The following is a 23098-nucleotide window of genomic DNA, read 5'->3' on the forward strand; positions in this document are numbered from 1 at the left end:
TCGGGCGACCGCGCGCTCTCGACGACGCTCTCGGTGCCCCGGCAGGCTTTAATCCGGCGAACGGTAAAACTCGGGTATGGAATGGAAGACCGACTGGGGATTACGTGGACGGATGGCGTTCACGATGTTCCTCCTCTTCGCCCTCTACGTCGTGTTCGTCGGGGTGCTGACCACGTACTTCGGGAACTTCCTGTTCCCGCTGATCATGCTCGGCGGGTTCTCGCTCGCCCAGTACTTCTTCAGCGACAAGCTCGCCCTGCGGAGCATGGGCGCCCGCGAGGTGAGCGCCGACGAGTACCCGGACCTCCACCGGCGGATCGAGCGCCTGAGCCAGCAGGCGGACCTCCCGAAGCCGACGGTCGCCGTCGCCGACACGCAGGTGCCGAACGCCTTCGCGACCGGTCGGAACAAGAAGAACGCGACCGTCGCGGTGACGACCGGACTGCTCCGGTCGCTCGACGAGGACGAGCTCGACGGCGTGCTCGCCCACGAGCTCGCGCACGTGAAGAACCGCGACGTGATGGTGATGACCATCGCGTCGTTCCTCTCCACCATCGCCTTCTTCATCGTGCGGTGGGGGTGGCTGTTCAGCGGCGACAACCGCCAGGGCGCGCCCGTCATCGTCGCGATCCTCGTGTCGCTCCTGGTGTGGGTGATCTCGTTCCTCCTGATCCGGGCGCTCTCGCGGTACCGCGAGTACTCCGCCGACCGCGGCGCCGCGCTCATCACGGGGAAGCCCGGAGCGCTCGCGTCCGCGCTGATGACGATCGACGGGCGGATGGACCGCGTCCCGGAGGAGGACCTGCGCGAGGAGGCGGAGATGAACGCGTTCTTCATCATCCCGATCAAGGCCGGCTTCGTCGGCAAGATCGCCTCGACGCACCCGTCGACCGAGAACCGCATCGAGCGGCTCCGCGAGCTGGAACGCGAGATGGAGACCGCCTGATCGCGGCCGACCCCTCGTCGCCGGACGCACGACCGCGCCGAGACGCGACGGACTGCCTCGACGCGTAGCTTTACTTCGGTCGACCGCCTGCGGCCAGCCGTGGTATCGCTACCGTCGATAGCGGGAGCCGACTCCGGGATCGTCAGGGAGCGGCCCTTCCAGCTGCTCCTCCTCATCAACGTGCTCCCGCCGCTCGGCACCGCGCTCCTCTCGCCGGTGCTCGGCTCGCTCGTCGAGCCGCTGGGGGCGTCGACGGCGAACATCGGACTCATGATGTCGGCGTTCACGGCGCCGTCCATCGTCGTCATCCCGATCGCGGGCGTCGTCTCCGACCGGTACGGCCGGCGCCCGGTGCTGCTCTTCGGGCTCGTCTGGTTCGGGCTCACCGGCACCGCGATCGCCCTCGTCTCCACCTTCGCCGCGGCGCTCGCCCTGCGCGCGCTCCAGGGGATCGGCTTCGCCGCGCTCACGCCGATCATCATCACCAGCCTCGGCGACCTGTACGCGGGAACGAAGGAGGCGACCGCGCAGGGGCTCCGGTTCACGGGCTCGGGGCTCTCGCAGACGGCGTTCCCGCTGGCCGCGGGCGTCCTCGTCGGGATGGCGTGGCAGTACCCGTTCCTGCTGTACGCCGTCGCCTTCCCGATCGCCGCCGTCGTCTACCTGTACTTCGAGGAGCCGCTCGACGAGGCGAGGGGCGAGGCGGGAGGCGGGGAGTCGTCGGCGGGGCTCCGGGCGCAGCTCGGCGAGATGCGCGCGCTGGTCGCGCACCGCCGGGCGTGGACGATGGTCGTCGCGCGCGGGAGCGCGAACGTGGCGTGGTTCGGCTTCCTCACGTACAACTCGATCCTCGTCGTCGACGTGCTCGGCGGGACGCCGGCGGCGGCGGGGGCGCTCGCGGCGATCGCGAGCCTCACGTACGCGCTCGCGGCGACGCAGGCCGGCCGGATCGCGGACGTCTTCGACGACCGGCTCTACCCGCTCGTCGCCACGAACCTCTCGATGGGCGCGGGGCTCGCGTTAACGTTCCTCGCCCCGTCGCTCGCGGTCGCCGCCGTCGGCGTCGCGTTCATGGGGATCGGGTTCGGGCTCGTGCTCTCGATCTACCGGAGCGTCATCACCACGCTCCCGCCCGCGGAGCTGCGCGGCGGGCTCGTCAGCCTCGGCGAGGGGAGCGGGCGCGCGGCGGCGACGGCGACTCCGGTGATCATGGGCGTCGCCGTCGCGCTCGCGACCCGCCCGCTCGGGTTCGAGGCGGCGGTCCGCGCCGTCGGGGTCGGCACCGGGCTCCTCGGCGGGGGCGTCGGGGTCGCCTGCCTCCTCCTGATGAGCGCGTCGCCGCCGATCCGGATGGGGAAGTAAGGCGGCCCCCGTCCACCGCGCGGCCTCTCAGGTCGATGCCCGCCATCCCCGGGTACTTTGTCGACCGACCGCGACGCGTCGAGCATGTCCGCCATCGACGTCGCGGTGCTCGACCACGACGCGCACGGGATCCCGGCCGCCGACTACGCGGAGATACTCCGACGGCGACTCCCCGACCGCGAGGTTCGCCTCGCGGCGACGCCCGCCGAGCGCGAGCGCTCCCTGCGGGAGGCGACCGTCGTCGCCGGCAAGCGGATCGACGCCGAGGCGGTCGAAGCCGCAGCGAACCTCCGGCTGTTCGCGTGTAACGCCGCCGGCGTCGACCACCTCCCGCTGGACGCGCTGGCCGAGCGCGGCGTCGCGGTGACGAACGCCTCCGGGGTCCACGGCCCGAACGTCGCCGAGCACGTGCTCGGCTGGGTGCTGACGTTCGCGCGGCGGCTCGACGAGGGGCGCCGCCGCCAGGAGCGCCGGGAGTGGCGCCGCTTCCAGTCGTTCACCGAGCTCGCCGGCAGTACCGTCACCGTCGTCGGGCTGGGGTCCATCGGCGAGGCGGTCGTCGAGCGGTTCGAGGGGTTCGACGTCGAGGCGATCGGCGCCCGCCACTCGCCCGAAAAGGGCGGTCCGACCGACGAGGTGGTCGGCTACGGCGACCTCGCCGAGGTGCTGCCGCGGACCGACGTGCTCGTCCTCGCGTGCCCGCTGACGGAGGCGACCGAGGGGCTCGTCGGCGAGGCCGAGCTCGACGCGCTGCCGACGGACGCGATCGTCGTCAACGTCGCTCGCGGGGGCGTGGTCGACACGCCCGCGCTGACGGACGCGCTCCGGTCGAACGCGCTCCACGGGGCCGCGCTCGACGTCACCGACCCGGAGCCGCTCCCGAGCGACCACGACCTGTGGGGGTTCGAGAACGTCTTCCTGACCCCCCACGTCGCGGGCCACACGCCGAGGTACTGGGAGCGGCGCGCGGAGGTCCTCGTCGAGAACCTCGAACGGATCGACGAGACCGGCGAGTACGAGGGGCTGCGGAATCAGGTGGCCTGAGGGGTCGTCGCCGAGGAGACGGAGCGAGCCGCGCTACTGAAACGCCTGCAGCCCGGTGAGGTCCTCGCCGAGGATCAGCGAGTGGATGTCGTGGGTGCCCTCGTAGGTGTACACCGTCTCCATGTTCGCCATGTGACGCATCGGCGAGTAGTCGGCCGTGATCCCGTTGCCGCCGAGCATCTCGCGGGCGATCCGCGACTGGTCGCGGGCGGTGCGGACGTTGTTGCGCTTGGCCATGGAGACGTGTTGCGGCCGCATCTCGCCCGCCTCCTTGAGGTCGGCGAGCCGGTGGGCGAGCAGCTGCGCGAGCGTGATCTGCGTCGCCATCTCGGCGAGCTTCTCCTGTTGCAGCTGGAAGCCGCCGATCGGCCTGCCGAACTGCTCGCGGTCGGTGGCGTACTCGCGGGCGACCTCGAAGCAGTCCGCCGCCGCCCCGACCGCGCCCCACGCGATGCCGTAGCGGGCCTGGGTCAGACACGACAGCGGCCCCTTCATGCCCTCGACGCCGGGGAGGCGGTTCTCGGCGGGAACGCGGACGTCCCGGAGGCCGATCTCGCCCGTGATCGACGCGCGCAGGCTGAGCTTCTCGTCGATCTCGTTCGTCGTGACGCCGTCGCGGTCGGTCTCGACGAGGAAGCCGCGCACGGGGTCCCCGTCCTCGGTGCGGTCCTTCGCCCAGACGACGGCGACGTCCGCGATCGGGGAGTTCGTGATCCACGTCTTCGAGCCGTTCAGCACGTAGCCGTCGCCCGCGCGCCCGCCGGCGGCCTCGGCGCGCGTCTCCATCGCGGAGGGGTTCGACCCGTGCTCCGGCTCGGTGAGCCCGAAGCAGCCGACCGCCTCGCCGGCGCCGAGCTTCGGCAGCCACTCCTCCTTCTGTTCGTCGCTGCCGAACGCGTGGATCGGGTACATCACCAGCGCGCCCTGCACGCTCGCCATCGACCGGAGCCCGGAGTCGCACGCCTCCAGCTCGCGCATCAGCAGGCCGTAGGCCCGCTCGCTGACGTTCGGCAGGCCGTACCCGTCGAGGTTCGGCGCGTAGAACCCCATCTCGCCCATCTTCGGGATGAGATCCGTGGGGAACGTCCCGTCGATCCAGTGGTCGCCCACGTCGTCGACCTCGCCGTCGATGAACGAGCGGGCGGAGTCGACGAGCAGGCGCTCCTCCTCGGTCAGGGTCGACTCCATGTCGAAGTAGTCGAGCATACGGGCGCTTGAACGGGGTCGATAATAATCGTGATCGTTATCGAGGGGCACCCGTCCTCGACCCGAAGCGCCCGGGCGGTCCACCCGATCGCGGCCGAGAACGCGCGGGGCCTCACGTCCGTAAGTCGTCGACGAGCGCTTCGAGGTGGTCGCGCGCGTCGTCGGACGGGGGGCTGTGGGGGGTTCGACTGTGCCCGGCCGGCGCGCCGCGGTAGCGCATCGCCCACTTGAGTCCGGGAATTCCGTACGTCGCGGTGACGGCCGTGTTGAGCTCGACGAGCCTCGCGTTCAGCGCCCGCGCCGCCGCCGGGTCGTCCCGGTGGGTCTCGTAGACGTCCGCGAGGTGCTCCGGATAGAGGTTCGCGAGGGCGTTGATCCCGCCGGTGCCGCCGGCGTCGAGCGCCTGCGAGAGGACGCTCGCGCTACCGATCAACAGGTCGAACGCCGCGTCCTCGACGCGTCTGCGGGTCCGGACGAACTCCGCGATGTCCGCCTGCGAGTCCTTCATCCCGGCGACGTTCGGGTGGGTCGCGATCCGCCCGACCGTTTCGGGCTCGATCACCGTGTCGGTGTACGCCGGGACCGAGTAGAGGTAGATCGGGATCGGTGACGCGTCCGCCACCTCGGTGAAGTACGCCTCCAGTTCGGACTGGTCGAACGAGTAGTAGAACGGCGTGACGACCAGCGCGGCGTCGGCGCCGACCGACGCGGCGCTCTCCGTCGCCTGAAGCGTCTCCTTCAGCCCCGGACTTCCGGTTCCAGCGACCACGGGAACCGAGGCCGCGTCGGCGACCGTCTCGACCACGGCCGCGCGCTCGGCCGCCGTCATCAGTTCGGCCTCGCTGTTGGACCCGCAGGGCGCGATGAAATCGACGCCCCGGTCTTCGACCCATGCGACCAGTTCGCGGAGCCGCTCGTGATCGACGTCGCCGTCCTCGTCGAACGGCGTGACGAGCGGGGGTGCGATCCCGTCCATACGCACGCCTCGCAGACCGGACGTATATATTCACAGGACGGAGCGCGGGCGGTCGATCGAGGACCCGGGAGCCCCGGCCGGTCAGAACCCGGTCGTCCCGTCGAGCAGGTGCGCCTCGACGACCGACTCGTCGAGCTCGATCCCGAGCCCGGGCGCCTCGGGGACCGCGATGCGACCGTCCTCGATCAGCGGCTCGTCGCGCGCCAGCAGGTCGTCCCACCAGTCGACCTCCAGCGCGTGGTACTCCAGCAGGTCGAAGTTCGGCGTGGCCGCGCCGAGGTGGACGCAGGCCATCGTCCCCACCGGGCTACAGACGTTGTGCGGGGACATCGGCATGTAGTTCTCCTCGGCGCGGTCGGCGATCCGCATCGTCTCCGTGAGCCCGCCGACCGTCGTCGGGTCGGGGGTGACCACGTCGACGCCGTGCTCGTAGATCAGGTCCGACAGCTCGAAGACGCGGAACCGGTTCTCGCCGGTCGCCACCGGCGTCCGGGTCGCCCTCGTCACCTCCTTCTGCGCGTCGGTGTTCTCCGGCGGGATGAGGTCCTCCAACCACATCAGGTCGAACGCCTCCAGCTCGTGGGCGAGCCGCTTCGCGCTCTCGACGGAGTAGTCCCAGTGGCAGTCGAACGCGAGGTCGACGTCGTAGCCGATCTCGTCGCGCACCGCCGCGACGATCTCCCGCTTCTCCCGGATCGCCGCGTTCGTCAGGCGCCCGTTGTACGGGTCGTTCTCGTTGTCGGCGGGGAGGTCGAGGTCGAACTTCAGCGCGTCGAATCCCATGTCGGTGACGCGGGCGGCCTCGGCGGCGTACGCCTCCGGGGAGTACGCCTCGGCGTCGGCGTAGGCGGTCGCCCCGTCCTCGACCGCGTACGCCTCGCCGGCGTGGCAGTCGCAGTAGAGCCGGACCTCGTCGCGGTACTTCGACCCGAGCAGCTGGTAGACGGGGAGCCCGAGGATCTTCCCGGCCGCGTCCAGCAGCGCGATCTCGATGCCGGAGGCCGCGGTGACGACCTTCCCGGTCGTGCCGCCGTGGCCCGACATCTCCTGGAAGATGTACCGCACCAGCCGCTCGACGTCGAGCGGGTTCTCGCCGACGAGGAACCGGTTCGTGTACTCGACGAGCTCCGGGACGCCGCCGCCGCGGTACGCCTCGCCGATCCCGGTGACGCCGGCGTCGGTCTCCACTCTGATCAGGTTCCACTCGAAGTTCCCCTCGACGACGCAGGCGTCGAGGCCGGTGATCTGTACGTCTCGGTCCGGGTCGCGGGTGTCGATCTGGTCTGAGTAGTCTCGCATGTGTGTCGTTGAATGGTATTCGTCGTGGTCAGTCGTCTCTGAACCGCTCCAGCGCGTCTTTGTCGAGCGGGACGCCGTGGCCGGGGCGGTCGGGGAGTTCGATGGTGCCGTCGTCGCCGGGTTTCACGGGGTCCGCGACGACGTCGTCGAACGCCTTCACGTCCATGTCCCGGTAGAAGTACTCCACCCAGAGGCCGTTCTCGATGGCGCCGAGCAGGGAGGCGTGGATGTTCCAGTTGTAGTGGGGCGCGATCGGGACGTCGTACGCCGAGGCGTGGTTCGCGATCTTCAGCCACTCCGTGACCCCGCCGCAGACGGTGACGTCGGGCTGGAGGATCGTCGCCGCGCCGGTGTCCGCGAGTCGGGCGAAGCTGTGCCGCGTCCCCTCCAGCTCGCCGGTGGCGACGGGGTAGTCGATCCCGTCGTTCACCTCGGCCATCGTGTCGACGCGGTCGATCATCACGGGTTCTTCGATGAAGTACGGGTCGTACGGCGCGAACTCGCGGCAGTTGCGGAGCGCCTCCGTGGTCGACTCCCAGACGCCGTTGGCGTCGAGCAGGAGGGTCCGGTCGTCGCCGATCTCGTCGCGCACGGCCGCGACGCGCTCGGCCTCCTCCGCGGCCGAGAGGCGTCCGACCTTCATCTTCACGACGTCGTGGCCCTCGTCGAGGTAGCGCCGCATCTCGCCGCGGAGCGCCTCGTGGCCCTTGTCGTCGCGGTAGTAGCCGCCGCTGGCGTACGACGGGACCGACTCGGAGTGCCCGCCGAGCAGCTTGTGGAGCGGCATCCCCGCGGCCTTCGCCTTCACGTCCCAGAGCGCGATGTCGACGGTGGAGATGGCGCGCAAGAAGAGCCCGGTCCGGCCGATCTGGACGTTCCCCTCGTACATCTCGTGCCACAGGCGCTCGGTGTCGCGGGGGTCCTCGCCGACCAGGATCGGTTCGAGCAGCGACTCGACCGCGTCGGCGATGAGACCGGCCCCCTCGTACCCCAGCGAGTAGCCGACCCCCTCGTGGCCGGTGTCCGTCCGCACGTACGTGATCGCGTGGTCCCGATAGGTGAGCGTCCGGTTGGAGAAGGAGACGGGCGACTCCAGCGGCAGCTTGATCGGGAACGACTCGACCTCGGTGATCTCCATGGGTGGTGCGGCGTGATACGGCTACAAGTAGGCCGCTGTATCGGCAATGCTCTCGACCGCGGCGACACCGGTCCCGACGCGCCCGGCCACCGGCAGCTTTTGTGTCGGCGGCGCGAGGGCCCCCACATGGAGTTCCCCGACCGATCCGACGTCGACGGGCTCATCGACTCGCAGCCGCTCCCGGGGTTCGCGCGAGTGCGGTACGAGCCGGCGACCGAGCGCCTCGACGACCCCGTCGGGGCGGCGCGCGAGGCGCTCGACGGCCTCGACCTCGGCGGCCTCCCCGCGGGCGCGACCGTGGCCGTCGGGGTCGGTAGCCGCGGGATCGACCGGATCGACGAGGTCGCGGCGGCGGTCGTCGACCGGGTCGCCGAGCGCGGCCTCGACCCCGTGGTGGTGCCGGCGATGGGCAGCCACGGCGGCGCGACCCCCGAGGGGCAGCGCGAGGTGTTGGAGGCGCTCGGGATCACGGAGGCGACGGTCGGCGCGCCGATCGACGCCCGAATGGCGGCCGCGGAGCTGGCGACGGTCCCGGTGGGCGACGCCGACCTCCCGGTGTACTTCTCGGAGGCGGCGCTCGCGGCCGACGCCGTCCTCGTGATCAACCGCGTGAAGGCCCACACCAACTTCACCGGGCCGGTCGAGAGCGGGCTCGCGAAGATGACCGTCGTCGGGCTCGGCAAGCAGCGCGGCGCGAAGTCGTTCCACTCGACGGCGATCGCCGAGGGGTACGTCGAGGCGCTGACGGCCGCGCTCGACGTGATCGAGCGCGAGACCGCGCTGGTCGGCGGGATCGCCTTGGTCGAGAACTTCGAGGAGGAGATCGGCCACCTGGAGTCCGTCCCCGCGGGGTCGTTCCTCGACCGCGAGCCGGAGCTGTTGGAGCGCGCCTACGACGAGATGCCGACGCTCCCGGTCGACGACGTCGACCTCCTCGTCGTCGACGAGATCGGCAAGGAGGTCTCGGGCGCCGGGATGGACACGAACGTCATCGGTCGCTACCGCGTCCTCAACGCGCCCGACCCCGAGACCCCCGATATCGACCTCATCTACGTCCGAGGGCTGACCGAGGCGACGAAGGGGAACGGCAACGGGATCGGGCTCGCCGACCTCACCCGGAAGAGCGCGGTCGACCAGCTGGACCTGAAGAAGACGTACGCGAACGCGCTCACGAGCGGGTCGCTCGCGAAGTCGAAGCTCCCGGTGGTGGCGCCCGACGACGAGTTCGCGCTCCGGACCGCGCTGGCGGCGCTCGGCGGCTACGACCCCGAGACCGTCCGGATCGTCTGGATCCGGAACACGCAGGACCTCGGGGAGCTCCGCGTCTCCGACGCCGTCGTCGACGACCTCCCCGAGGCGGCGACGGTCGTCGGCCGCGAGGCGGTCGGGTTCGAGGACGGGACGGCCGGGTTCGAGACGGAATCGGCGGACGGTCCGGACGCGAGCGATCCGGACGCCTGAGGACGGGGCCGTCCCCTTGCCTGTAGGGAAACGTTTTCACGCCGCACTGGGGATGGGTGAGACATGGACCTACAGATCGACGGGAACGCGGCCCTCGTCACGGCGTCGTCCAGCGGACTCGGCAAGGCATCGGCGAAGGCGCTGGCCCGAGAGGGCGCGGACGTCGTCATCAACGGCCGCGACGAGGAGCGACTCGCGGCCGCGAAAGAGGAGGTCGAGGCGGTCGCGACGGGCGAGGTCGTCGCGCAGCCCGCCGACCTGACCGACGCCGACGAGGTCGCGGCCCTAGTCGAGGCGACGGTCGACGAGTTCGGGACGATCGACCACCTCGTGACGAGCGCGGGCGGCCCGCCCTCGGGCGCCTTCCTCGACACCGACGACGAGGACTGGCAGCACGCCTACGACCTGCTCGTGATGAGCGTCGTCCGGCTGGCGCGGGAGTCGTACCCCCACCTCAAGGAGGGCGACGGCGGCACGATCGTCAACATCACCTCGCGGAGCGTGAAGGAGGCCATCGACAGCCTCGTGCTGTCGAACGCCGTCCGGATGGGCGTCATCGGGCTGGAGAAGACGCTCTCGAAGGAGTTCGCGCCGGAGGTACGCGCGAACGCCGTCCTGCCCGGCCCCCACGAGACGAGCCGGATCCGCGACCTCGTCGAGGCCGCCGTCGAGCGCGGCGACTACGACTCCTACGACGAGGGGCTCGACGACTGGGCGCAGAATCCGCTGGAGCGCATCGGCGACCCGATGGAGCTCGGCGACACCGTCGCGTACCTCTCGTCGCCGAAGTCGGGGTACATCAACGGGACGGCCCTCCCGATCGACGGGGGCTCGACCGGAGCGAACCTATGAGGCCGGTCGCGTTCGACGAGGCGGAGACGTACGAGCCCGAGGAGGGGTGGCGGCGCGTGTCGATGGCGGGCAGCGATCGGTTCTCCTTCGAGTGGTTCGAGAAGCCGCCGGGCCACAGCTCGCCGATGCACGACCACGAGAACGAGCAGGTGTGCCTCTGCCTGCAGGGCGAGCTCACGGTCGCGACCGAGGACGGCGAGGTCACGCTGGAGAAGAACGACTCCGTGCTCCTGGAGTCCGACGAGACCCACCGGGTGGAGAACACCGGCGACGAGCGCGCGGTCGGGCTCGACGTGTTCGCGCCCGGGCGCTCGTTCGACTTCTGGACGGACCGCGAGGAGTGAGATGACCGGAGCGAACGCGGGACGCGGAGCGAGCGCGGAACGCGGGGCGAGCGAGCGATGAAGTACCTCGCGCGCACGGCGACCGGCGACCCACTGCTCGGCGGCGACGAGGGGTACGTCCCCCTCGGCGCGGTCGAACCCGACCTGGACGCCGTCCGCGACGCGCTGCCCCGGGCGGCCGCGGGCGACCTGGGCGACGTCGCCGACGCGACCGCCGACCCCGTGCCGGCCGCGGACCTGTCGTTCGGCGCGCCCCTCGAATCGTTCGGGAAGCTGTGGGGGATCGGGCTGAACTACGAGGCGCACGCGGGCGACCTCGACGAGCGGCGTCCGGAGGAGCCGGCGAGCTTCATGAAGCCGTCGTCGGTCCTGACGGGGCCGGGCGGGCCGATCCGCCTGCCGCCGGTCTCGCAGAGCGAGCGGGTGACCGCCGAGGCGGAGCTGGCCGTCGTGATGGGGCGGACGTGCCGCGGCGTCGACGAGGCCGACGTGGATAGCGTGGTCGCGGGGTTCCTCCCCGTGATCGACATGACGGCCGAGGACGTGCTCCAGCGGAACCCGCGCTTCCTCACGCGGGCGAAGAGCTACGACACGTTCCTCGTGCCGGGCGCCGCGCTCGCGGTGCCCGAGGGGCCGCTCGACCTCGAACCGCTCTCGGTGCGGACCGAGGTCAACGGCGAGGTGCGGGCCGAGAACGAGGTCCGGAACATGCTGTTCCCGCCGGCGGAGATCGTCTCGTTCCACGCCGACGTGATGACCTTGGAACCCGGCGACCTGTTCAGCACGGGGACGCCCGGCGCAGCGCCCATCGACCCCGGCGACGAGGTGCGAGCGGTCGTCGAGTCGATCGGGACCGCCGAGGCGCCCGTGACCCGGTAGGGGGCTCGGCTCCCGGCGCCGGCAGGCATCTTTATTACCCGTTGTTCGGTTAGGTGCCGGTATGTACCGCGTACTGCTCCCCGTCGGCGGAGACGTCGACCACGTGCTGGCCGCGGCGGACGCCGTCGCCTCGCTGCCGAACGCCGCCGACGAGGTCGAGGCGGTGATCCTCAACGTCTACGAGGGGTTCGAGGTCAGCGGCGAGGGCGGGCGCGTCGACTCCGAGGACGTGTGGAACGAGGAGAACTACCCCGAGAGCGTCGACGCGGTCGAAGACCGACTGACCGAGGCCGGCGTGGAGACGACCAGGCGGCGCGAGCACGGCGACGACCCCGCGGAGACGATCATCGAGGTCGCGGCCGAGCTCGACGTCGACAATATCACGATGAGCGGTCGCCGTCGGAGCCCGACCGGGAAGATGCTGTTCGGGAGCACGACCCAGTCGGTGCTGCTCGCGGCCGACCGACCCGTGACGGTGATCCTCGAAGAGTAGACCGACGCACGCAACGTGTTCGACGGTTTTCACGAGGTGGAGTATTCCTTCGGTTTAAACTGAAACAAACAGATACCTTGTTAATCATCGACCGCAATGTCAGGATTGAGCATGGCAGATAACTCAGTTAATCGACGCAGGTTCCTGTACGGTACGGGCGCGGTAGGTATCGCCGGACTCGCCGGCTGTAGCGGCGGCGACGGCGGCGACGGATCCGACGGCTCCGACGGATCGGACGGCTCCGACGGCGGCGACGGCGGCGACGGAATGGACGGCGACGACGGCTCCGACGGCGAGGACGGCGACGACGGAAGCCAGAACCTCTCGCTGCGCGTGGGGACATCGGCCGGGGGGACACAGGACGTCGGCCTCGCGGTCGAGCGCGCGGTGAGCCAGGAGAGCGACATTCTCGACTACTCGACCATCGAGAGTCCGGGCTACATCGGGACCATCTATCGGATGGCGCAGAACCAGTTCAACGCCGGCATCACCGACAACAACTCCCTCAACAAGGCGCTCGACGACCGCGGCCGGTTCTCCGAGCAGTCGGTGTCCCGAATTCCACAGTACGGGTTCGGCGCGTTCCCGTACAGCATCTACGTCGTCGCCCGCGCCGACACGGACATCGAGACGTTCGACGACCTCGCCGGCGCGAACGTCTACCCCGCCGAGCCGGGGTACTCGACGCGCGCGACGACCCTCGACGTCTGGTCGCAAGACCCGACCGCGGACGTGTACGACCAGATGAACATCCAGAACATGGGCGTCGGCGACGCGCCCGGCGCGATGGAGGAGGGCACCATCGACGCGTCCATCGCGTACGGCGCACCCGGTGTTCGGTACACCGGCTTCGTTCAGGAGATGGCCTCCCGCGTCGATCTCACCTACGTCGAGCCGACGGACGCGCTCATCGAGTCCGCGGAGTCGTACGCCGGCGCCGGCACGACCCGGACGTCCTACAGCGACTGGCAGATCGCGGGCACGGACATCGGCACCGACGAGGTGTTCACCTGGGACCTCGAGGTCAACTACACGTTCAACCCCGAGGCCAACCCGGACGCCGTCTACGAGCTCTGCCGCGTCGTTCACGAGCACAACGACGTCGTCAACAACGGTGAAGAGCAGTTCAACAACTACGACTCCGCCGAGGAGATGCTCGGCTACGCGCAGGAGCGCATCCCGGTCCACCCCGGTGCCGTCCAGTACTACAGGGACAACGACGCCTGGGACGACAGCCTCCAAGAGGGCGACACGGCGTAACCCCTCCCGAGGCGTCGTTCTGACCGGCGAACCGGGATCCAACTAATATTAATATTTTACGACAAACAAACCGATACCCAAACATGGCTACACAATCCGAACGGCAGACCGGTCCCGCGGGATGGATACGAGGTCTCGACGTCAGCGTCACGCTCACGGCCGTCCTGTTCTGGACGGTCGTCCTCTGGTGGGCGTCAACCCAGCAGTGGTCGACGGTCAGGTACGGCGTGCTGTTCGTCGGCGGCATCATGACGGTGTACGCCCTCAACGAGACCCGCGAATCGCTTGAAGAAGGCAGCCGGATAGACGCATTAGTGTTGCTGCCGTCGGCCGGCGTGCTCATCACGGCGTCGTTCTACTTCTTCTTGAACTTCGAGATGGTGTATCTCCTCCGTCAGGGGTTCGCCAGCGAGCACGAGTACATGCTCGCGCGGCTCATCATCATCTCGCTGCTGTATCTCACCTGGCGCGAGTTCGGGAACCTGTTCCTCGGGCTCGTCATCGGCGTGATGCTGTACGCGATGTTCGGCGACACCGTTCCGGGCGTCCTCGGGCACGCCGGAATGAACCAGCTGACCCTCCTCCAGGCGACGGTCACGGACCTGTACGGGTTCTACGGCTCGCTCACGCAGCTGACCGCGTCCTGGATCGCGCCGTTCCTCCTGTACGCCGGGCTGCTGTTCGCGTACGGCGCGTTCGACCTGATCCTCCGGCTCGCCATCGTCGCGGCCGGCCGCATCCGCTCGGGCGTGGCACAGACGGCCGTGCTCTCCTCGGCGGTCATCGGCTCTATCAACGGCTCGTACACGGCTAACGCCGCCATGACGGGGTCGTTCACGATTCCGACGATGCAAGAGAGCGGGATGTCCGGCCACCGCGCGGCCGGCATCGAGGCCGTCGCCTCGACCGCGGGACAGGTGCTCCCGCCGGTCATGGGCGCCTCCGCGTTCGTGATGGCGTCGTACCTCGGCGTGGCGTACCTCAACATCGTCGTCGCGGGGCTGGTTCCCGCGGCGATCCTGGTCGCGTCGATCGCCATCGCGGTCCACTACACCGCGATCAGCGACTCCAGCGACCAGGACATGGAGTTCTCGGAGTTCTTCGACGAGACGCTCTCGCGCAACGAGAAGGTCGCCGAGGCGCTCCGATTCGGCATCCCGTTCGGCGTCCTGATCTACTACCTCGGCTTCGCCCAGTACACGGTGATGACGTCGGCGATGTACACCGTGTTCGCGATGATGCTCACGGGCGTTCTGATGCCGCCGCTCCAGCGGCTCGTCGACGGGTCGGACGTCTCGCCGGTCTCGGAGTTCGTCACGCAGATCAAGAACACGATTCACGGCTTCCGGCGAGGCGCCATCATCCTCGCGCCCATCGCCATCATCCTCGTGGTCATCAGCGGCGTCGTGAACCTGTTCTCGACGACCGGCGTGCCCGCGAAGATCGCGCTGTTGATGATCAACCTCTCCGGCGGCGTCCTGCTGTTCGCGGTGTTGCTCGGGATGGCCGTCGCCATCGTGATGGGCGTCGGGATGCCGACGGTGGCCGCCTACGTCATCGTGGCTATCCTCATCGTCCCCACGTTCGTCTCCGAGTTCGGCGTCGCGGAGATCACCGCTCATTACACGATGTTCTACGCGGCCATCTTGGCGGGCATCACGCCGCCGGTGGCGACGGCGGCCGTCGTCGCGGCGGGCATCGCGGAGGCGAACTTCTGGCGGACCTGCGGAGCGGCGCTGAAAATCGCCGCGCCGCTGTTCGTCCTCCCCGTCGCGTTCGTCTACAACCCCGCCCTGATCTCGATGTCCCCGGGCCTCAACACGCTCTTCACCGGTCTCCTGGTCGTGATGGGCGCCATCTCCATCATCTACGGGCTGAACTACCCGTTCGAGATGTCCGTCGGGCGCGTGATCCTCACCCGGAGCGCGCTCGCGGTGCTCGGCGTGCTCGTCATGACGTACCCGATGGTGCTCGCGAAGGTCGCGGGCATCGTCGTCTTCACCGCCGTCTTCCTCGCTGAGAAGGTGATGGTCCGCGGGCTCAAGAACCCGTTCACCAGAGAGGTGAAACAATGAGCCCGAGCAGAGAGGCGCCCGAAGACCAGGTCGACACGTCCGACGTGGGCGGCCTCGCAGAGGTGATTCCGGATCCGCTGCTGCCGGTCTGGCGCCGCATCGAGCTGATTCAGGAGTTCCGCAGAACCCACAGCGACACCTACGTCACGGCCTTGGAGATACTGACGGCGATCGCGCTGGCCGTCGGGTACGGCTGGTGGGTGCTACTCTACTTCGCCGGCGGCGGCGTCAGCCTGTAGCCGCCGGCCGACCGGTCGACGCTCCCCCGCTCGCTCGCGGCGCTGCTCACTGCGGACGCGACCGCGGAAACCGGTGGGGCCGAGCTCACTCGAACCACTCCGCCGCGCGCTCGACGTCCTGCGGGATGTGGTACTCGCGCTCGCAGACGTCGTCGAGGTACGACCGCAGCTCCGGCGCGAACTCGGGGTGCGCGCAGCGCTCGATTATCAGCTCCGCGCGCTCGACCGGCGAGAGCCCGCGCACGTCGGCGACGCCCTGCTCGGTGACGAAGACGTCGACGTCGTGCTCGGTGTGGTCGACGTGGAACGTCTGCGGGACGACCCGCGAGACGGCGCCGTCGTTCAGCGTCGAGGGGAGCGCGCACACCGTGATCAGGGAGTTCCGGTTGAAGTCGGCCGAGCCGCCGACGCCGTTTATCATGCGCTCGCCGCGGACGTGCGTGGAGTTGACGTTCCCGTAGAGGTCGACCTCGATCGCGCTGTTCACGCCGATCACGCCGAACTGGTCGATGAGTCCCGGGTGGTTCGAGACGTCGGCCGGCCGGAGCACCACGTCCTCGGCGTAGCGCTCGACGTCGTCGAAGAGGCGCTCCTGGCCCTCGTCGGTGAGCGCGAGCGACGTCGCGCTCGCGGCTTCCAGTCCCCCGGCGTCGAGCATGTCGAAGAGGCCGTCCTGGATGAGCTCGCCGAAGTACACCACGTCGCGGTCGCCGAAGTCGAGCGCCTGCAGCTCGCCCATCAGCGCGTTGCCGAGCGAGCCGACGCCGAACTGGAGGTGGACGGCGTCGTCGAAGACCGGGGAGCGCTCCAGTTCCCCCCGGAGGAACTCACCCAGGTTGGCGGCGATCGCGAGGTCGTCGTCGGTCGGGTCCCGGAAGGTGTACGTCGAGTCGGGCCGCTCCGTCTCGACGACCCCGGCGAGCTTCGCGGGGTCGAACGCGACGTGTGCGGTCCCGATGCGCTCGCCGGGGTCGGTGAGGGGGATCGGCTCGCGGTCCGGCGGCGCGTCCGGCCGGTACACGTCGTGGAGCGCCTGGAGTTCGAGCGGCTGGTGGCGGTTCAGCTCGACGTACAGCTCGTCGGCGGCCTCGACGAACGCGGGGACCTGCCCGAGCGACGTGGACGGGACGAACCAGCCCTCGCCGACCGCGACCGCCTCGACGACCGCCACGTCGGGGTCGACGAGCCCGCCGTACTGGACCTCGTCGCCGATCGAGGAGGCGTTGCGGTCGCTGAAGGCGACCTCGCGGGCGTCGGTCTTCTCGCGGGCGACCCGCGACGACTGGTAGGAGAAGCGGCGCTCGACCCCCCCGGAGCCGACCAGCTCGACGTCGATCTCGTCGCCGACCTTCCCGCTGGCGACGAGCGTGAGCGACAGGTCGCGGGGCGACGACGCCAGCGCCAGCGGGATCGCCTTCGGGTAGCCGACGCTGCCGAAGCCGCTCGTGAGCACCGTCGCGTCGGCGTCGAGCGCGGCGGCGGCGGTCTCCGCGTCGACGATCGGGAGGTCGCCGCGGAGCCGGTCCTCGACCGGCCGCCGGTCGGGCCCGCGGCTCATCGGCGCCCTCGCGGCGGCGACGTCGGGCGCTGGCTCGGGGCGGTGCGACCGTCGGTGGCGGCCCGAATGCGGCCGCCGCGAGTCGGGGTGAACGCGTGGGGTGTCATGGTGTCGAACGCGAGGGACGCGCCGCGCGGGAGCGGTGAGCCCGACGGCGGCGCCCGGCGAGTGGCGGTCGCAACGTCGGACGGCCGGGACTTAAACCGTCACCTTCGCCGCGAGCCGCTCCGCGATGTGCTCGCCGAACGGCAGCGAGGAGGTGAGCCCGGGGGAGACGGCGTTGAGGACGTGGACGGCGTCCTCGCGCTCGACGAACAGCGGCTCTTTCACCAGGTCGCCGTCCTCGCTCACGAGCTGGGCGCGGATCCCGGCGTAGCTCTTCTGAAGGTCCTCGGCGCGCACGTCGGGCACGAGCTTCTGTGACGCCGTCGCGAACTTCTCCTTGCGGTACGACTTGTTCAGCTCCGCCCACGCGACCGAAAGCATCAGCGGCGAGGCGAGCAGGCGCCGGAAGCCGCCGTAGGTGAGCGTCTCCAGCAGCTCGCGGGGGTTCACGTCGGTGTTGTCGTACGCCTCGCGGCCGAACGCGAGCACCGCGTTCGGGCCGACGATCACCTTCCCGTCGGTGCGGCGGGTGTAGTGGACGCCGAGGAAGGGGAGCTCGGGGTTCGGCGTCGGGTAGATCATCGTCTCGCAGAGGTCGGCGCGCTCGGGCCGCACCTCGTAGTACTCGCCGCGGAACGGGACCACCTGGTACTCCTCGCCGACGCCGACCTGGTGGGCCAGCGTGTCGGCGTGGAGCCCCGCGGCGTTGACGAGGTACGGGACCTCGAACCGACCGTTGCTCGTCGCGAGCCGGTACCCCTCGGCCGCCTCCTCGATCCGGGAGACCTCGTAGCCGGTGTAGATCGTGACCCCGAGGTCGCGGGCCTCGCGGGCGAGCGCGTAGACGTACTGCTCCGAGTCGACGGAGGCGGCCTCCGGGGCGCGGAACGCCGCCTGACCCTCCGCGTGCGGCTCGTGCGCGCGGATCGCCTCGCGGGAGTCGAGCCGCTCGTAGGCGACGCCGTTGGCCTCGGCCTGCTCGGCGAGGTCGTCAAGCCGCGCCGCCTCCTCGTCGTCCGTCGCGACGACGAGGACGCCCAGCTCCTCGCAGGGGACGTCGTGCTCCTCGCAGTACGCCTTCATGCGGGCGGTCCCCTCCGTGGCGAACCGCGCCTTCTTCGAGCCCGGCGGGTAGTTGAACCCCGGGTGGAGCACGCCGGAGTTCCGGCCGCTCTGGTGGGAGGCGAGGTGGTGCTCCTTCTCCAAGACGGCGACGTCGAGGTCGGTGCGCTCGGCGAGGTGTTTGGCGACCGACAGTCCGACGCAGCCGCCGCCGACGATGGCGACGTCGTGGCGCATCATTGGTCGTCCGACGGATCCGGGAGCGGTGTGATATAGGTGCCGTTCGGGGCAGGCGAGGGCGGCGTCGGAGACGGGCGACCCGCCGGCGACCCGCCGACGACGCTACAGGTCGTACTGCTCGCGGACCAGGTCGTCGAGGCCGCGCGCTTCGAGGACATCGAGGGGCGCCAGCATGTCGAGCTGGACGACGCCCGGGAGCCGCCCGATCTGGACGCCGCCGGTGAACGTGCAGCGCCCCCGGACCTCGCCCTCGCTCATGTCCAGCAGCTTCGTCGCGCGGTCGAAGGCGTTCTGGGTGGCGTCGTTGACGGTGGCGCCGGAGCCGACCACCTGGATCGGCGCCATCTCCGTCTCGGTCTCGACGCCGTGTTCGGCGCCGAGCTCGCGGCCGGCCTCGCGCTCCGCCTCGGTGTACGGCGCGCTGATGAACGGGAGGTCCGCCTCGTTCGGGAGCAGGACGGGGCCGTCGAGGTCGAGCCCCTCGATCACCTCGACGTCCATGGTGACGGTGCCGCTCACGTCGGTGGTGTGGAGCGAGAGCTCGCCGTCCCCCTGGTTCGCGTGGAGGTCGCCGACGTAGATCCCCGCGCCGTCGACGGCGACGGGGCAGATCAGGGTGGCGCCCGGCCGGACCTCCGGGATGTCCATGTGGCCGTCGGTGCGTTGTTCGAGGTCCGCCTCCGTCTCGACCCCGTAGTCGTGGTCGGCGCCGATCAGGCTCTGGCCGAAGTCGCCCGCGTTGTGCGAGTCGGGCATCGTCACGGGCGGCGTCGTCCCGATGTTGCCGATAAAGGGCCGGAGGCGACCGAGCGTGCCGGGCATCCCGTCGGGCTCGTAGAGGAGGATCGGGTGTTGGCGGGAGTTCTCGGGGATGTCCATCACCTCGTCGGCGTCGGTCGCGAGCTCGTGGGCGCCCTCCTTGTCGAGCGTGACGCCGACCGCGTTCTCGTGGTCGAACGCGACGGTGTAACCGTACTCGAAGCCGAACGAGGAGGCGTTGGCGCCGCACTCGGCACAGCGGATCGCGTCCTCGCCGGTCCCCTCGACGACCGAGTCGGGCCACGTCGTCCCGCACTCGGGACAGCGGTGGTCGACGAACGGGTCGTCGCGGAACGCCTCCTCGCGCTCGGCCATCGACCCCGTGCTCGTCGCCATGCTCGTCACCTCCACGTCGCGGATGCGGATCGCGACGGCGTCGCCGACCTCGGCGCCCTCGACGCGGATCGGCCGCGTCACCTCGTGGCCGCCCCGGAACGAGGGGGTGACCATCGGCCCCCAACACCCCGGCGGCGTGTACGTCCGTATCGTCCCGCCGTCGGCGACGGTTCCGGCCCACTCCTGGTCGGGCCCCACCAGCCCGAGCGTGTACTGATCGACGTACAGCTCCTCGCTCACTTCCTGCTGTGACATACCATATCATCCTACGTGCGAGACCGAAATAACGCTACTGCTCGCGGAAGGAGCGGTGAGCGTGCGACCGGTCTCAGACCGGGCGAACGCGACCGGTCAGGCCGGCTACGCCGCGCGGTCGGCGGCGCCGTCGACCAGCTCCTCGGCGACCGTCGCGGCGTCCATCAGGGCGGGGTCGACCGCGAGGTCGGCGACGCCGGCGACGAACTCCGGCAGCGACCGCTCGGCGTACGTGACGGCGAGGGCGTCCGGGTTCAGCTCCTTGGCGATCGGGATCCCGGTCGCCTCCTCGACGTCGGTGAGGACGAAGTAGGCGGCCTCGGCGATGCCAGCGTCGGCGAGCGCGTCGGCGGTGACGAGCCCGTCGATCCGGCGGACCGCGACGCCGAGCGCGGCGAGCTCCTCGCCGAGGCCGTGCTCGTCGGGGCCGGCGACGACGGCGAGCGCGCCCCCGTCGGTGGCGGGCTCGGCGGCGCGGTCGCCCTCGGTGCGACCGCCGTCGGGGCGGGGGAGTGACTGGCCCGCCATCACTCGTACTCGATCGTCGCGGGCGGCTTGTGGGTCACGTCGTAGACGACGCGGGCGACGTCCTCGTTCTCGCCGGTGATCCGACTCTGGATCCGCTGGAGCGTGCTCCAGTCGAGCTCCTGTGCGCGGGCGGTCATCCCGTCGCGGCTCTCGACCGAGCGCACGGCGACGACCCAGCCGTGGACGCGGTTGTCGCCCTTGACGCCCGTCGCCTTCCCGAGGACCGCGGCGAACGCCTGCCACGGGTCGTACTCCACCAGTTCCTCCTCGACGACGTGCGTCGCCTCGCGGGCGACGTCGGCCTTCTCGGGCGTCACCTCGCCGACGATGCGGACGGCGAGCCCGGGGCCGGGGAACGGCATGCGCTCGGAGATGATCGCTTCGAGGCCGAGCTCGCGGGCGACCTCGCGGACCTCGTCCTTGTAGAGGTCGCGCACGGGCTCGACGATCCCCTCGAAGTCGACGACCTCGGGGAGCCCGCCGACGTTGTGGTGCGACTTGATGTTCCCCTCCGACTCGATGCGGTCGGGGTAGATCGTCCCCTGCACGAGGTAGTCGGCGTCGACGTCGCGCGCGACCGTCTCGAACTCGTCGATGAACCCCTCGCCGATGACGTGGCGCTTCTCCTCGGGGTCGGTGACGCCCGCCAGTCGGTCGAAGAAGCGGTCCTGCGCCTCGATCACCCGCAGCGACTCCATGAACGAGAACGTGTCGCGGATCTCCTCGGTCTCCCCTTTGCGCATCAGCCCCGTGTCGACGTAGACGGGGGTGAGCTGGTCGCCGACCGCCTCGTACGCGAGCGTCGCCGCGACCGAGGAGTCGACGCCGCCCGACAGGGCGATCACGGCGTTCGCGTCGCCGATCGCCGCCCGGATCTCCGCTATCGCCTCGTCGATGAACGCCTCCGTCTCGACCATCTATAGCCTCACGTCCGCGTTCCGCTCGGTTGTGTCCGTCGATCCCAGCGCCGCCTCCACGAGCGCGACGAACGGCGGGCTCGCGCGGTCGGGGCGCGAGCGGAACTCGGGATGCGCCTGCGTCCCGAAGAAGAACGGGTGGTCCGGGCGTTCGAGGATCTCCATCCGGTTGTCGGCGCGCCCGGAGAAGGTCAGCCCGTCGGCCTCCAGCGCGTCGATGTACTCGGGGTTCACCTCGTAGCGGTGGCGGTGGCGCTCCGTGCAGGCGTCGGCGTCGTACACCCGCGCCGCGAGCGTGCCGGGCTCGATGTCGGTCTCGTGGGCGCCGAGCCGCATCGTCCCGCCCATGTCCTCCGTCTCGTACTGGTCGGGGAGGAGATCGATGACGGGGTGTGGCGTGTCGGGGTCGATCTCGGCGGAGTGTGCCCCGTCGAGGCCGAGGACGTTGCGCGCGTGTTCGACGACCGCCATCTGGAAGCCGAGACAGAGCCCGAGGAAGGGCACGTCGTTCTCGCGGGCGTACCGGACCGCCTCGATCTTCCCGTCCGTGCCGCGGGAGCCGAAGCCGCCGGGGACGACGACCGCGTCCGCCGACGCGAGCCGCGCCTCGTGCTCCTCGCGGGTCTCGTCGGCGTCGACCCACAGGACGTTCACCTCGGTGCCGGTCTGGATCCCGGCGTGTTTCAGCGCCTCGTGGATCGACATGTAGGCGTCTTCGAGGGCGTACTTGCCGACGAGGGCGACGTCGAGCTCGCGGTCCCGGTCGCGGGTGACCAGCTCGCGCCACTCGGTCGAGCGCTCCGCCTTCGGGAGCGCCTCGTCGGCGAGGCCGAGCCGCTCCATCACGTACTCGTCCAACCCCTCGTCTTCCACCATCAGCGGGACGTGGTAGATGTCCTCGACGTCGGGGTTCGAGAAGACGGCGTCGGTGGGCACGTCACAGAAGAGGGCGATCTTCTCCTTCGTCGCGGGGTCCAGCCGGTCCTCGCAGCGCCCGACGAGGACGTCGGGCTGGAGGCCGATCGACCGCAGCTCCTTCACCGAGTGCTGGGTCGGCTTCGTCTTCTGCTCGCCGTTCTTCGAGTAGGGGACGAGGGTGACGTGGGTGAAGAGGATGTCCTCGTCGTCCTCCTCGTGGGCGAACTGGCGCAGGGCTTCGAGGAACGGCATCGACTCGATGTCGCCGACCGTCCCGCCGATCTCGACGAGACAGACGTCGGAGCCCTCGGCCGCCTCGCGGATCCGTCGCTTGATGTCGTCGGTGACGTGGGGGATGATCTGGACGGTCTTGCCGAGGTAGTCGCCGGCGCGCTCGCGCTCGATGACGTGCTGGTACGTCTTCCCCGTGGTGACGTTGTGGTCGAACGTCATGTCGGTCCCGAGGAAGCGCTCGTAGTTGCCCAGGTCGAGGTCGACCTCGCCGCCGTCCTTGAGCACGTACACCTCGCCGTGCTCGTAGGGGTTCATCGTCCCGGCGTCGACGTTGAGATAGGGGTCGACCTTCACCGCGGTGACGTCGAAGCCCGCGTTCGCGAGGAGCCGCCCGGTGCTGGCGGCGGTGATCCCCTTCCCCAGCCCGGACATGACGCCGCCGGTGACGAACACGAACTTCCGACCCAGCGACGGGTCGTACCCTGTGTCGGGATCCGTTGGCATATCGACCGTCCGTCAGGGGCCGGCAAAACCGTTTCGGACCCACCGTTT

At 70.1% G+C, this 23098-nt stretch carries 21 protein-coding genes; 11 read left to right on the forward strand and 10 right to left on the reverse strand.

Annotated elements, in window-relative coordinates; genetic code table 11:
* The first annotated feature begins 76 nt into the window (after window positions 1-76).
* The 3 genes from htpX to NO900_RS02965 all read left to right on the forward strand — a co-directional run bounded on the left by htpX (window position 77) and on the right by NO900_RS02965 (window position 3352).
* A complete protein-coding gene (htpX, locus tag NO900_RS02955) occupies window positions 77-946 on the forward strand; it encodes a zinc metalloprotease HtpX (RefSeq protein ID WP_256407716.1) in 870 nt (289 codons plus the stop codon).
* A 99-nt stretch (window positions 947-1045) separates the two neighbouring features.
* Window positions 1046-2308: an MFS transporter gene (locus tag NO900_RS02960; protein WP_256407717.1), complete on the forward strand. Its 1263-nt coding sequence runs from the start codon at window positions 1046-1048 to the stop codon at window positions 2306-2308.
* An 84-nt stretch (window positions 2309-2392) separates the two neighbouring features.
* Complete coding sequence (locus NO900_RS02965) at window positions 2393-3352, forward strand: D-2-hydroxyacid dehydrogenase (protein WP_256407718.1); 960 nt, start codon at window positions 2393-2395, stop codon at window positions 3350-3352.
* A gap of 33 nt (window positions 3353-3385) precedes the next feature.
* Here the strand turns inward: NO900_RS02965 and NO900_RS02970 are convergent, their stop codons facing one another.
* From NO900_RS02970 to NO900_RS02985, 4 genes are all read right to left on the reverse strand, one after another.
* Entirely contained in the window at window positions 3386-4558 is a 1173-nt protein-coding gene (locus tag NO900_RS02970) for an acyl-CoA dehydrogenase family protein (RefSeq protein ID WP_256407719.1), read from the reverse strand.
* 112 nt (window positions 4559-4670) lie between these two features.
* The gene (locus NO900_RS02975; protein ID WP_256407720.1) at window positions 4671-5534 is read right to left on the reverse strand and encodes a dihydrodipicolinate synthase family protein; all 864 of its coding nucleotides are present in this window, start codon (window positions 5532-5534) and stop codon (window positions 4671-4673) included.
* A gap of 81 nt (window positions 5535-5615) precedes the next feature.
* The gene (locus tag NO900_RS02980; protein ID WP_256407721.1) at window positions 5616-6833 is read right to left on the reverse strand and encodes a mandelate racemase/muconate lactonizing enzyme family protein; all 1218 of its coding nucleotides are present in this window, start codon (window positions 6831-6833) and stop codon (window positions 5616-5618) included.
* A gap of 28 nt (window positions 6834-6861) precedes the next feature.
* The gene (locus NO900_RS02985) at window positions 6862-7971 is read right to left on the reverse strand and encodes a mandelate racemase/muconate lactonizing enzyme family protein (RefSeq protein ID WP_256407722.1); all 1110 of its coding nucleotides are present in this window, start codon (window positions 7969-7971) and stop codon (window positions 6862-6864) included.
* A 126-nt stretch (window positions 7972-8097) separates the two neighbouring features.
* Here NO900_RS02985 and NO900_RS02990 point away from each other — a divergent pair, with 126 nt between their 5' ends.
* The 8 genes from NO900_RS02990 to NO900_RS03025 all read left to right on the forward strand — a co-directional run bounded on the left by NO900_RS02990 (window position 8098) and on the right by NO900_RS03025 (window position 15574).
* Window positions 8098-9432, forward strand: coding sequence for a nickel pincer cofactor-dependent isomerase, group 22 (locus tag NO900_RS02990; protein WP_256407723.1), 1335 nt, complete (start codon window positions 8098-8100; stop codon window positions 9430-9432).
* A gap of 63 nt (window positions 9433-9495) precedes the next feature.
* Window positions 9496-10284, forward strand: a complete 789-nt coding sequence (locus NO900_RS02995; RefSeq protein ID WP_256407724.1) for an SDR family oxidoreductase — start codon at window positions 9496-9498, stop codon at window positions 10282-10284.
* The gene (locus tag NO900_RS03000; RefSeq protein WP_256407725.1) at window positions 10281-10628 is read left to right on the forward strand and encodes a cupin domain-containing protein; all 348 of its coding nucleotides are present in this window, start codon (window positions 10281-10283) and stop codon (window positions 10626-10628) included. Before NO900_RS02995 ends, NO900_RS03000 begins: the two co-directional genes overlap by 4 nt.
* 57 nt (window positions 10629-10685) lie before the next feature.
* Window positions 10686-11507: a fumarylacetoacetate hydrolase family protein gene (locus NO900_RS03005; RefSeq protein WP_256407726.1), complete on the forward strand. Its 822-nt coding sequence runs from the start codon at window positions 10686-10688 to the stop codon at window positions 11505-11507.
* 61 nt (window positions 11508-11568) lie between these two features.
* Window positions 11569-12000 (forward strand): universal stress protein, encoded by a 432-nt coding sequence (locus NO900_RS03010; protein ID WP_256407727.1) that lies wholly within the window; start codon window positions 11569-11571, stop codon window positions 11998-12000.
* A 111-nt stretch (window positions 12001-12111) separates the two neighbouring features.
* The gene (locus NO900_RS03015; protein WP_256407728.1) at window positions 12112-13260 is read left to right on the forward strand and encodes a TAXI family TRAP transporter solute-binding subunit; all 1149 of its coding nucleotides are present in this window, start codon (window positions 12112-12114) and stop codon (window positions 13258-13260) included.
* Between the two features lie 83 nt (window positions 13261-13343).
* A complete protein-coding gene (locus NO900_RS03020) occupies window positions 13344-15335 on the forward strand; it encodes a TRAP transporter permease (RefSeq protein WP_256407729.1) in 1992 nt (663 codons plus the stop codon).
* Window positions 15332-15574 carry a hypothetical protein gene (locus tag NO900_RS03025; protein WP_256407730.1) on the forward strand — a complete coding sequence of 81 codons (243 nt, stop codon included), beginning with the start codon at window positions 15332-15334 and terminating at the stop codon, window positions 15572-15574. The genes NO900_RS03020 and NO900_RS03025 overlap by 4 nt, the downstream gene beginning before the upstream one ends.
* 85 nt (window positions 15575-15659) lie before the next feature.
* Here NO900_RS03025 and NO900_RS03030 read toward each other — a convergent pair whose 3' ends face one another.
* The 6 genes from NO900_RS03030 to pyrG all read right to left on the reverse strand — a co-directional run bounded on the left by NO900_RS03030 (window position 15660) and on the right by pyrG (window position 23050).
* Window positions 15660-17132, reverse strand: a complete 1473-nt coding sequence (locus NO900_RS03030) for an acetyl-CoA hydrolase/transferase C-terminal domain-containing protein (RefSeq protein WP_256407731.1) — start codon at window positions 17130-17132, stop codon at window positions 15660-15662.
* 198 nt (window positions 17133-17330) lie between these two features.
* Window positions 17331-18539, reverse strand: a complete 1209-nt coding sequence (gene lhgO / locus NO900_RS03035) for an L-2-hydroxyglutarate oxidase (RefSeq protein ID WP_256407732.1) — start codon at window positions 18537-18539, stop codon at window positions 17331-17333.
* A 102-nt stretch (window positions 18540-18641) separates the two neighbouring features.
* Window positions 18642-19949 (reverse strand): acetamidase/formamidase family protein, encoded by a 1308-nt coding sequence (locus tag NO900_RS03040; protein WP_256407733.1) that lies wholly within the window; start codon window positions 19947-19949, stop codon window positions 18642-18644.
* 105 nt (window positions 19950-20054) lie between these two features.
* On the reverse strand, window positions 20055-20477 hold the full coding sequence (locus NO900_RS03045; RefSeq protein WP_256407734.1) for a DUF7126 family protein: 423 nt from the start codon (window positions 20475-20477) through the stop codon (window positions 20055-20057).
* Window positions 20477-21394 carry a glutamine-hydrolyzing GMP synthase gene (gene guaA / locus NO900_RS03050; RefSeq protein WP_256407735.1) on the reverse strand — a complete coding sequence of 306 codons (918 nt, stop codon included), beginning with the start codon at window positions 21392-21394 and terminating at the stop codon, window positions 20477-20479. The genes NO900_RS03045 and guaA overlap by 1 nt, the downstream gene beginning before the upstream one ends.
* The gene (gene pyrG, locus NO900_RS03055) at window positions 21395-23050 is read right to left on the reverse strand and encodes a CTP synthase (protein WP_256407736.1); all 1656 of its coding nucleotides are present in this window, start codon (window positions 23048-23050) and stop codon (window positions 21395-21397) included.
* Between the last annotated feature and the right edge of the window lie 48 nt (window positions 23051-23098).

This window comes from Halorubrum rutilum (genome assembly GCF_024494565.1).